We start from the raw sequence: 7,124 nt of genomic DNA, 5'->3' as shown, positions 1-7,124 counted from the left end.
GCCAAGCGCGTCGCGAAGCCGCTTGATTCGCGTGGCGCCCGCGGCTTCTTCGGCGTCGAACTCGGATTTACCCGACAGGATCGCCTCAAGCTGACTTTTCATCTAAAACTTTGTACTGATTTTGACTGCCTTTTAATTTGGCCTCAATTACTAGCAAAGTATTATTAATTCCTTGAATATATCTATCATTATAACTGAATTTACCTGAAATATCTACTGGATAAACTATTAATTTTTGTATATAATTATTGTGACATCGTTTGCGGAGCATTCCGTAGGAAATCACAATTATATACTCACCATTCATCCAGGCACTATAATCTTTGATTTAGTGCTGGCCCTCTGGTGATAGAAGGTAAAATTTAAGTGTCAGTAGCTGGAGAAAATTATGTCATCTATTCCCATATTTCGAGACCGCACTGATGCTGGAGAAAAATTGGCTGAGGTTATTTTTTCAGATTTCTGTCAAATGAGTTTGACTACTGAGTGGATGATTAAGCCTATTGTCTATGGTCTACCAAGAGGGGGGTTGCCAGTAGCAGTAACTATTGCGCGTCGGTTGGGTTGTCCTTTGAGTGTGGTGGTGGCGAAGAAAATTACTTTACCGGATAATCCAGAATTGGCTCTTGGTGCTGTGACAGCGGATGGTTGTATTGTGTGGTCGAGGCACAAACCACGCAATTTACAAGTCCAAAAGGCTATAATTGAAAGAGCAAGGGAAAAAGCACAGTCTCAATTAGAATGTCTTAGTGGTGGAAAGCCTGAAGTTATTCCTCTGGGTAAGTTAGTAATTTTAGTTGATGACGGAATAGCTACGGGTATGACGATGATAGCTGCGCTAAAGTCTATTAAGTGGCATAAACCGAATGCTGTCTGGATATCTGTGCCAGTTGCTCCTCCAGAATTGATTAAATTTTTGGCAGATTGTTGCGATCGCTTAATTGTATTGGAAACTCCTCAGCCGTTTTTGAGTGTGAGTCGATTTTATGCTGAGTTTACTCAGGTGGAAACTGAGGTTGCTTTGGCTTGTCTTCAACAACAGACTGAATGGCTGTGAGAGTAAAAAAATTTTTAATTTTTATTTATATGGTTGATGTTTTTGATGTTGAATATCAAATCATGAAAATTTTTGCTATTTAAGTATAAATTCCATAATTTTTTTTCTGGTAATTAATCGGAATTTTGTGATTTTATTTAATATCAAAACTATGAGAATTTTACAACTGTGGTGTCAAAATATTAGGAGTGGTATACAATATAATCCACCAGGCTTTATTGAGTTAATAATGTTAGTCTTTGCCATAGTATTATTATTGTGTTGGAGTGTTACAGAGCAATGGCAATATTTAGTCTTATGCCTGAGTTATGTAATGGGTTATTCTATTTCTATTTTAGTTAGAGAAGCACTTACACCATCTCCTCAAATACAGGCTTCCCAATTCACAGCTATACTATTATTAATTCTTAGTACTTATAGTTTTGCTGATTTAATTCGTTAGAAAATGTTTGATTTTAAATCAACAAAAAATAGCTTAGTTTATATAGCAATCAAGAATCAGATGTGAGAATTGAGATGTCTCTTAAAAATATATAATATAGCAGTTATCTTATTCATATATATTTATTTTATCTGCTCCCTGTTACTGTAAAAATATCTTATTTAATTATCCATTTGTAATTGGAATTAGTAGTTTTTTATTACTGTTTACAGGAGGTTTATTATTTCCTATTATAATTATTTGTATTTAGATAAATAAATAATCATAATTCAGGAGGAATTAAGAAATTCAAGCCTCCCAATCAACTGAGTTTATCTTCAGTTTTAACTTCAGCATTCAGTTTTCAGTGACGATCTACAGTGTTATCCAAATCATTATTAAAATAGTCAGCCAGAATTAACAGTATTGTTCAATAATTGATAATTACCTATCTCTAAAAGGAAGAGGATTGAATAAAAGGAAAATTTTTTCTTATTTCTCCTTTAAAGGAGAGGCTTTAAACCTTAATTATTCGGTAAAATGAGTATAAGACTGTTAATAAATTTCCTGGTGAACGTTATGGGAAAAGTCAAAGAATGCCATTGGCGGGAAAATATTTTTATGAATTTGGGAACTGTTTTAAGTCAATTATGGATTTGTTTTAGTCTCAATACAAAATAAATTTACTTCCTGACTTGTAACTTATAGTAACCTAATATTTTTTGTGGTATAACTTATGGTAACTCAAAACCCTAAAAACATAAACATAGTTTCTACTACTGCCAACTTTAGACTTAATAATTAGGGCTTGCTGATTAAATCTAAAAACATTTACAGATAAATATTTTAGCTTTTTTAGAGGGAAAAAAAGTGCAACTTTTTAAGCTTGAGTGACCAAAAAGTTAGGATTTTGGGCTGACTATGGCAGAAAAATCACTCTTATAATTTTTCCGAGTACCTCCTATAAATTCCCCATTCCTCGTGACTCCTGACTTCTCGTCCTGGGAGGGGTTAGGGGTGGGTTGACTCCTACCCCTACTATTCATACTTTTTCAGCAAACCCTAATTATGTAATATAACTGACTTATTGCTTTATACTCGAAAAGTAAAAAAACAATAATTTTGTCTAAATACTAAGAAGATTTACAGGATACAATTATCTCAAGTAATTAATTTATTCAAATCAAAATGAGTCACAAAATAGAAGCAGAAAATTTTATCCAAGATTTAGAAAGAGTAGCTAAAGTTAGAACCGAAGTAGCTGCTAGTTTATGTACAATAGCTGAAACTTTAGAAAAAGCAGAATCAGGAGGTAAAAATACTTCGGGAAAATTAGGTTTAGAAAGAGAAATAGAAGATATTAAAAATGCTGGCAAAAATCTCCGCCTTGGTGTGTTCCGCTTGATGGTATTGGGAGATATGAAACGGGGAAAAAGTACATTTCTTAATGCTTTAATAGGTGAAAATATTTTACCTAGCGACGTTAATCCTTGTACAGCATTATTAACTGTATTAAAATTTGGACCAGAAAAAAAAGTTACTATACATTTTAATGATGGAAAAAAACCTCTGTCACTAGATTTTAAGAGCTTCAAACGAAACTATACAATTGACCCAGCAGAGGCAAAAAGATTAGAACAAGAAAAAAAACAAGCATTTCCTGATATTGATTATGCAGTGGTTGAATATCCCCTACCAATTTTAGAAAAAGGAATAGAAATTGTTGATAGTCCTGGTTTAAATGATACAGAAGCACGGAATGAATTGTCTCTTGGTTATATCAATAATTGTCATGCTATTTTATTTGTGATGAGAGCAACTCAACCTTGTACTTTAGGAGAACGTCGCTATCTAGAAAATTATATTAAAGGTAGAGGGTTGAGTGTGTTCTTTTTAATTAATGCTTGGGATCAAGTACAAGATAGTTTAATTGACCCAGATGACCGAGAAGAATTAGAAGAAGCAGAGATAAGATTAAGAAGAGTTTTTCAAGCTAACCTCAATGAGTATTGTGTAGAAGAAAATAAAAATATCTATCAAGAAAGAGTTTTTGAACTATCTTCAATTCTGGCATTAAGAAGGCGATTAAAAAATCCTTCAGTTTCTCTAGAAGGAACAGGTTTTCCAGAATTTTTTGGTGCATTAAATCAATTTTTGACTCAAGAAAGAGCAGCTCAAGAATTTAGGCAAGCAAAAACTTTAGCAGCTCAAGCAGATAGTCATTTACGAGAGGCGATCGCCCGTCGTACTCCTTTATTAGAACAAAATATTGAAGAGCTAATAAATAAGATTAATTCTGTAGCACCAGAGTTTCATAAACTTGCTGAAATTCGCGACCAATTTCAGTCAGAAATTAGAACAGTTAGAGACAAAGAAGCGACTGAAATTGCTAATTCTTTTCGTTCTTATGTCCTCGACCTGGAACATACTTTTGAATCAGACTTTTTGCGCTATCAACCAGATATAAAATTTCTCGATTTCATTAACCCTGGTAAAAGAGAAGCTTTTGAAATAGAACTAAAAAAAGGATTTGAACAATATATTAGCGATAAATTAGCAGCATGGACTATTACCGTTGAAAATAAGATGGATGCAGCATTTTTACAACTTTCTAGAAGAGCTGCTCATTATGGTGCTTCCTATACAAAAGTCACAGATAAAATCACTGAAAAACTAACAGGAAAAAAGGTCAAATCTGCCCTTTCTGTTTCCAGTGAGGATAATGCTCCTAGTTGGGCAAAATGGGCTATGGGATTATTTTCATTAGCTAGGGGTAATATCGCAGGTATGGCGATGGCCGGAGCAGGTTTTGATTGGAAAAATATCTTGCTAAATTTATTGGCTGTAGGAGGAATATATACAGCAATTACTTTCTTTACAGGGATAACTTTAGGACCTATTGGTTTAGCTTTATTAGGTTTAGGTGTAGGTGTAATGCAGGCAGATGAAGCACGGAAAAAAGTAGTTCAAGTGGCGAAAAAAGAGTTGGTTAAACATTTACCTGAAGTAGGAAATGAACAGTGGCAGCCTATTTATGATGCTATTAAAGAATGTTTTGATACTTATGAAGGGGAAGTTAAAGAAAGGATAGATGATGATATTAAATCTCGGAAGTCGGAATTAGATAATTTGCTACAGCAAAAACAGGAACAAGAAATTAATAATGATGCAGAATTAGCTCGTTTTCAACAGTTAGAAACTGATGTGTCATCTGAATGTACAAAAATAGTTGCCGTTTATCAGGATTTTATGAAAGCAATTGTATAGCAGAAGGAAGAAGGAAGAAGAAAGAAAGAAGAAGGAAAAAGGAAAAATCTGGCGTTGTCTGAGTTTTAAGCTTTTGATATGTCAAATACAGTAATGGCGACTTCTATATAAATTATATAAATTATATAAATTATAAATGTAGGTTTGGTTTGGTTTAGTTTCTCAATTCAAGAGTAGTATAGTTTCCAAATGTTCAGTTATAGAGATCAATAGTAAGTCTTACGTTCTTTTACTACATTTACCCTAGTAAATATTTAATAAATTAGGTATTATTTAGGATTACTATATAGTAATCCTAAATGATTTGTAAAAAAACCATGAATTAGATAAAATTTTTAAAACTCTTATACCAATTTTATATGAAGCTGCATAGAATTAGGTGGTAGGTATTATGCCAAATTCGGTTATCAAAATACCTTTTTCAAATTCCTCTCTAACTCTTCTGCCTTTTGCCTTGCCTTCATAATAAAGCTTTTGTCTAAATAATATGGATATCTAAAGGAGGAGTAAAAATTGCAGACTAATTTTGATAACTTGATTCGCTATTTTAATTCTGCTCTTGGAATGTTAGAACTTGAGCCAGACTCTCAATTGAAAAAAGATATAATTTCTATTTGTGAATATCTGAAAAATCCTTCTTTTAAAATTGCTGTTTTTGCTCCGTTTAATTATGGCAAATCTACTTTGCTTAATGCCTTTTTAGGTCAAAGAACATTACCCATTGATTTAATTCCTACTACTGGAGCTGCAATTTCTATAAAATATGGTACAGAGTTACAGACTAAAATTAATCTTAAAGATGGAAGTAAAATTTGTGAAACTGGTACAGATATTCTCAAACAATATGCAGTGCTAGATAATAACCGTCGAATGCGAGATGATGTGACTTCAGTAGAAGTTTATTGCCCTCATCCTTTCTTGAAAAGAGGAGTTGAATTTTTAGATTTACCAGGAACAAATGACCGGGAAGCTCAAGATATTTTGGTGCAAGACCAATTGTTAACTGCCGATCTAGTAGTACAGGTTTTAGATGCCAGAAATTTGATGACTTTAGGAGAACGAGAAAATCTCAGAGATTGGTTGTGGGATAGAGGTATTAAGACAGTAGTTTTTGTTGTTAATTTTATGAACTTACTCTCCTCAGATGAACAAACAGAAGTTAACAATAGAATACGCTTTCTGGCAGAAAGTTTTCGCTCCGAACTACCAAGTAATATTAGTAACTTATATCGAGTTGATGCTTTGCCTGCTTTGCGGGGTCGCTTAAAAGGTGATGTTTCTGTGGCGCAAACAACGGGTTTAGTAACTTTTGAATCTGCTTTACAAAATATTGTTGAAACTGATGGGAAAAAGATAGATATTCAATTACCAAGAATACAGACAGTCGCTTCTCAGTTATGTCAAGTCATGGAAGCTAGTGCTAAGGAAGTGACTAAAGAGTTAATTGCTATTCAAGAGCGGAAAAGTGAAAAATTTGAGATTCAAAAGCGGGCAGAAAAATTAATTACACAAGGCTTTCAAAAAAGTAGTTCAAATTTTCAAAGTTGGCTATATTTAACTAAACTTTTGGAGCGCCATCAATTTGAATTGGCTATAGTTTTGGAACAAAGAACTTTTAATATTTGGGAGTCGGAAAAATTTCGACCAGAAGCTCTGAAATATAAACAAGAAATTACCGAATGGATAGATAAAGCTTGTGAATTTTTTCAACAAGAAGAACCAGCAGAATTAATTATTACATTTCCTGAAGCTCCTAAAGTTTTTTTGCCATCCCCACCCCCATCAGAAACCAAAAAATCAGGAGGGGTAAAAAATATAGCGATCGCCACTGGAATAGGTTGGTTATTAGCAGGTCCGATGGGTGCCGCAGTTGCTGGTGGTGCGACCTATTTTTTGAGCGATAATAAACAGAATAAATCACAAAATTTAGATAGTTATCAGCAACAGGTAAAACAAGCTTATGCTAATGCAGCTAGAGATTATTTAAGCCGTTTTAGTGCTGTAGCTCTAAAAGCAGTTGAGAAATATGAAGAAAAAGCAGAAAAAGTGATTAAGGTTCCTGTTAGTCAGCAGTCACCGGAGGCGATTAAGTTAAGAAATAAATTACAGTTATTGAATAATTTATCGGCAGAAATAAATCAAGAGTTGGATTTTTTAGCTGGTTAAGACATCGGAATATTTTGATGGAAATCTAGGTAACTAGACAGTGCAAAGTTCTGGGAATAACTATTGCTAGTCAAGGGTTTCACGGACTCAAGGTTAAAAATTCTCCATTCACAATAGTAGATGCTGTAAACCTTTCCCAGTAACACTTTCAATCTGGAGAGTACAAAGTTCTGCTAAAAAACAGTTGGCTCTCAAGATTGAAAGTGTTACTGA

The 7,124-nt window shown here is 33.6% G+C and carries 6 protein-coding genes; 4 read left to right on the top strand and 2 right to left on the bottom strand.

Translation table 11 applies throughout. The features are described from left to right. Positions 1-85: 85 nt before the first annotated feature. Positions 86-307: a hypothetical protein gene (locus F6K13_RS11335; protein ID WP_287287405.1), complete on the bottom strand. Its 222-nt coding sequence runs from the start codon at positions 305-307 to the stop codon at positions 86-88. Positions 308-388: 81 nt separating this feature from the next. On the opposite strand from F6K13_RS11335, the gene F6K13_RS11330 reads away from it, so the two are divergent. Then, on the top strand, positions 389-1,057 hold the full coding sequence (locus F6K13_RS11330) for a phosphoribosyltransferase (RefSeq protein ID WP_124142973.1): 669 nt from the start codon (positions 389-391) through the stop codon (positions 1,055-1,057). A gap of 127 nt (positions 1,058-1,184) precedes the next feature. Then, positions 1,185-1,499, top strand: a complete 315-nt coding sequence (locus F6K13_RS11325) for a hypothetical protein (RefSeq protein WP_345789239.1) — start codon at positions 1,185-1,187, stop codon at positions 1,497-1,499. Between the two features lie 881 nt (positions 1,500-2,380). On the opposite strand, the gene F6K13_RS11320 is transcribed toward F6K13_RS11325, so the two are convergent. Further along, complete coding sequence (locus F6K13_RS11320) at positions 2,381-2,524, bottom strand: hypothetical protein (protein WP_287287403.1); 144 nt, start codon at positions 2,522-2,524, stop codon at positions 2,381-2,383. A 142-nt stretch (positions 2,525-2,666) separates the two neighbouring features. Here F6K13_RS11320 and F6K13_RS11315 point away from each other — a divergent pair, with 142 nt between their 5' ends. Together F6K13_RS11315 and F6K13_RS11310 are read left to right on the top strand one after the other, a co-directional pair. Further along, the gene (locus tag F6K13_RS11315; RefSeq protein ID WP_124142971.1) at positions 2,667-4,745 is read left to right on the top strand and encodes a dynamin family protein; all 2,079 of its coding nucleotides are present in this window, start codon (positions 2,667-2,669) and stop codon (positions 4,743-4,745) included. 513 nt (positions 4,746-5,258) lie between these two features. Continuing rightward, entirely contained in the window at positions 5,259-6,911 is a 1,653-nt protein-coding gene (locus F6K13_RS11310; RefSeq protein WP_240038757.1) for a dynamin family protein, read from the top strand. The last annotated feature ends 213 nt before the right edge of the window (positions 6,912-7,124 follow it).

Origin of the sequence: Okeania sp. SIO2B9 (assembly GCF_010672505.1) — a bacterium.
Classification (GTDB): domain Bacteria; phylum Cyanobacteriota; class Cyanobacteriia; order Cyanobacteriales; family Microcoleaceae; genus Okeania; species Okeania hirsuta.
This window is presented reverse-complemented; position numbering and strand designations above follow the sequence as displayed.